This window comes from Desulfovibrio sp. SGI.102 (genome assembly GCF_050314315.1).
Lineage (GTDB): Bacteria > Desulfobacterota > Desulfovibrionia > Desulfovibrionales > Desulfovibrionaceae > Desulfovibrio.
Map to the genome: position 1 here is coordinate 1 of NZ_JBNPNC010000104.1, position 2,965 is coordinate 2,965.

A 2,965-nucleotide genomic window follows, 5' to 3' on the forward strand; every position below is an offset into this window, starting at 1 on the left:
GTGGAGAGGCTGTGGAGCGGGGGAATGACGAGAGGGGAAGGGGCGTTTTTTGTAAAAACTGCCCCTTCCCCTCTCGTGCTCTCCCATCCCCGAAAAAACTTTCTTCAGGTCGGGGCGAAAGTCCCCGTCGCTGTCTGGCGGCTGTTTGAAATAAGGCATGACATACGACCGGAGGGGAGGGGGATGCTGGGGAGTGAAGGGGGGCGGAGTGTTTTCTTTCTCTCTTTCTCTCTCGTGCTTGCTTCCGGGGCGCTGGAATAGCTCTGGAAAGACGGGAAGGGACCTTCCTGCGATGAAGAGGCGGATCCCGTCGGGCATACGCTTTGATAAGGCTGGCGGCATGGCACGCCACGGGCGGGACGCTATCCGGGCAGATGACGGTCTTTTAGGGCTGACGGGAAGTGAAGGGAGTGTTGGAGGTGCCGGGAAGCGGACGACGCCGGGAGGAAGCACAGGAGCTGCCCGGCAGCCTGCCCGTTTCGTGGCGATCGCTGGCCGGAGGGGGCGGGAGACCATCTTGTCTGACAAGCGGTCCGTGATGCTCCGGCTTGGGGATGCTCCGCCAGGGAAGGCCGATGTCCTGCCGGACTTTCAGCAAGGTTTGCCCCGGCCCTTACCAGGAAGGGAGGATGTTTCGGAGCCGTGCAGCCTTTCTCCACGCGGGGAGCGTTCCAGAATGTCCGGTAGGCCGCAGGCCGCAAAAAAGCCCTCCATGCGGAGGGCTTTGTCATTCCCGATGGGCGGACAGGCTTCCGGGACTGTCCTCGGGAGGGCGCACGGTCATGTCTGCAACCGGGCATGCATGCCGTACTGTCTGAAGAAGGGGCTGATGGGAGCGAGATTTGGGAGGAAGGGCCCTCTCGTCTCATGCGGGAGAAGCCCCTTCCGTCGATGCTCGTTTCGTCTGTGGCCGGTCTTAGGCCTGGGCCGAAGCGGCAGCCGTTTCTTCTTCCTTGCGGGCGGCGTTGCGGCGGCAGGCGTCGTTGAGGTCGCGTTCCAGCAGGGCCACGATGGTGAAACGGTTGATGAAGGCGCGGGCGAACTGCAGGTAGTTCAGATACAGGTCACTGCTGCGCATGGACAGGCCTTCGGTATCGATGCGCTGCAAAAGCTCGATCTGGATCTTGCTGATGCGGGAAGAGCAGTGGTCGGCATAGGCCGAGAGCTCGGCGCGGGAGCCTTCGCCCGCGGCATAGGCCCGGAAGTGGCGGGCGGCGTCTTCCAGGATGCCCAGCATCTGGTCCAGATTGTCGCCCAGCGCGCCGCTGTAGGGGCGGTGGCGGTTGGCGATGTGGTTGGCGGACATGCCCAGCACCGAGCGCAGCTCATGGCTCAGTTCCTTCATGCCGTTGAAGATGCGGTAGTAGATGTGCCGCGCTTCGTTGTCCAGATCGTCGCCACCGCCGCGCAGGGCCATGCGGTAGTAGGAACCTCGGGAGCGCGAGATGTCTTCGAAAAGGTTCACGGCTTCGTTCTTGCAGCGGTTCAGGATCTTCTCGTCCTCGGCCTGGAAGGCGGTGAGGCCTTCGCACATCAGGCGCACGGCGGTATCGATGCTTTCGTCCACCGAAGCGCCGATATTGGCGCGGATGCTGTCCTTGTCGGTGTTGTCGGCCACGATGTCGAAGCTGCTCTCTTCCTTCTTCTTGCCGAAGAAGTTGGAGCGCACCAGGCTGACCACGGCCACCAGCATGAAGAGGACGGCCACCACGCTGCCGCCCTCGAACAGGGCCCAGGTGACCAGGACACAGGCGCTGAAGGCGCACATGGCGGTCAGGAACCAGCCGCTGATGACGGCCAGCACGCCGGAGATGCGGTAGACGGCGCTCTCACGGTTCCAGGCGCCGTCGGCGAAGGAGGAGCCCATGGCCACCATGAAGGTCACATAGGTGGTGGACAGGGGCAGCTTGAGCGACGTGGCCGAGGCGATGAGGATGCTGGAGACCACCAGATTGATGGCGGCACGCACCTGGTCGAAGGGCAGCACGGGCGCGCCCTTGACCTGTTCCACGGGCTGCATGCGGCTCTCAAGGGCGGTGAAGAGCGAATTGGGCAGGATTTGGTGCAGGGTCTTGTTGGCGCTCAGGCCCGCGCGCACGATGAGGCGGCCGGGCAGGGAGGAGCCGAACTGTTCCTGATCGCCGCGGGTGCTGCTGCTCAGGTTGATGGAGGTCTGCACCACGCGGTGGGCCTTTTTGGAGAACCACAGGGCTTAAACTGATTGCTTGAAATATGATAAAAAATATGTAAATATACTCTTTATGAGAAGATTATGCACAATAGGTGAAGCAGCGCGATTGCTTGGGGTATCCATTCCCACCCTTCGCAGATGGGAAGAGAGCGGAAAACTGGTCCCCGAGCGTACAGCCGGCAAACACCGTCGATATGACATCACAAAACTAAAGCCTGAGCTGGCGATCGAGGATACGACCCGTACGACCATTGCCTATGCCCGTGTCTCCAGTCATGACCAGCGGGAAGATCTTGAGCGGCAGAAGCAGATACTCGAGCTCTACTGTGCACAACACGGCTGGAACTTCACGCTGCTTTCCGATCTCGGTTCAGGAATGAACTACCACAAAAAAGGATTGCGTCGTCTATTGGATGCCATCCTTTCCGGGGATGTCGGGAGACTTGTCATAACCCATAAAGACCGGCTGCTCAGATTCGGTGCTGAACTCGTATTCGCCATCTGCGAAGCAAAAAATGTTGAAGTCGTCATCCTCAACCAGGGGGAAGAATGCTCTTTTGAAGAAGATCTTGCCAAAGACGTCCTGGAGATCATCACGGTCTTTTCCGCCCGGCTCTACGGCAGCCGATCCCATAAAAACAAAAAGCTTCTTGAAGGCGTCAAAGAAGCAATCGAGGATAATGCCCTGTGCTGATGGCCCACAAGATAGCCCTTGACCTCAACGATCATCAGCGGACGTACATGCTGCGTGCGGCTGGTGTTGCCCGGTTCGCA

The 2,965-nt window shown here is 60.0% G+C and carries 4 protein-coding genes; 3 read left to right on the forward strand and 1 reads right to left on the reverse strand.

All coding sequences use genetic code 11. The annotated features are described in order from the left end of the window. The coding region (locus ACQRCJ_RS12220; RefSeq protein WP_427799915.1) for a hypothetical protein at positions 1-261 on the forward strand (261 nt) is incomplete at its 5' end. 655 nt (positions 262-916) lie between these two features. Here the strand turns inward: ACQRCJ_RS12220 and ACQRCJ_RS12225 are convergent. Further along, positions 917-2,182: a hypothetical protein gene (locus ACQRCJ_RS12225; protein WP_427799916.1), complete on the reverse strand. Its 1,266-nt coding sequence runs from the start codon at positions 2,180-2,182 to the stop codon at positions 917-919. A 79-nt stretch (positions 2,183-2,261) separates the two neighbouring features. Here ACQRCJ_RS12225 and ACQRCJ_RS12230 point away from each other — a divergent pair, with 79 nt between their 5' ends. Both ACQRCJ_RS12230 and ACQRCJ_RS12235 read left to right on the forward strand, forming a co-directional pair. After that, positions 2,262-2,885 (forward strand): IS607 family transposase, encoded by a 624-nt coding sequence (locus ACQRCJ_RS12230; protein WP_427799917.1) that lies wholly within the window; start codon positions 2,262-2,264, stop codon positions 2,883-2,885. Beyond that, positions 2,885-2,965 (forward strand): helix-turn-helix domain-containing protein (locus ACQRCJ_RS12235; protein WP_427799918.1); only part of this gene is annotated, 81 nt, incomplete at its 3' end. The genes ACQRCJ_RS12230 and ACQRCJ_RS12235, both read left to right, overlap by 1 nt.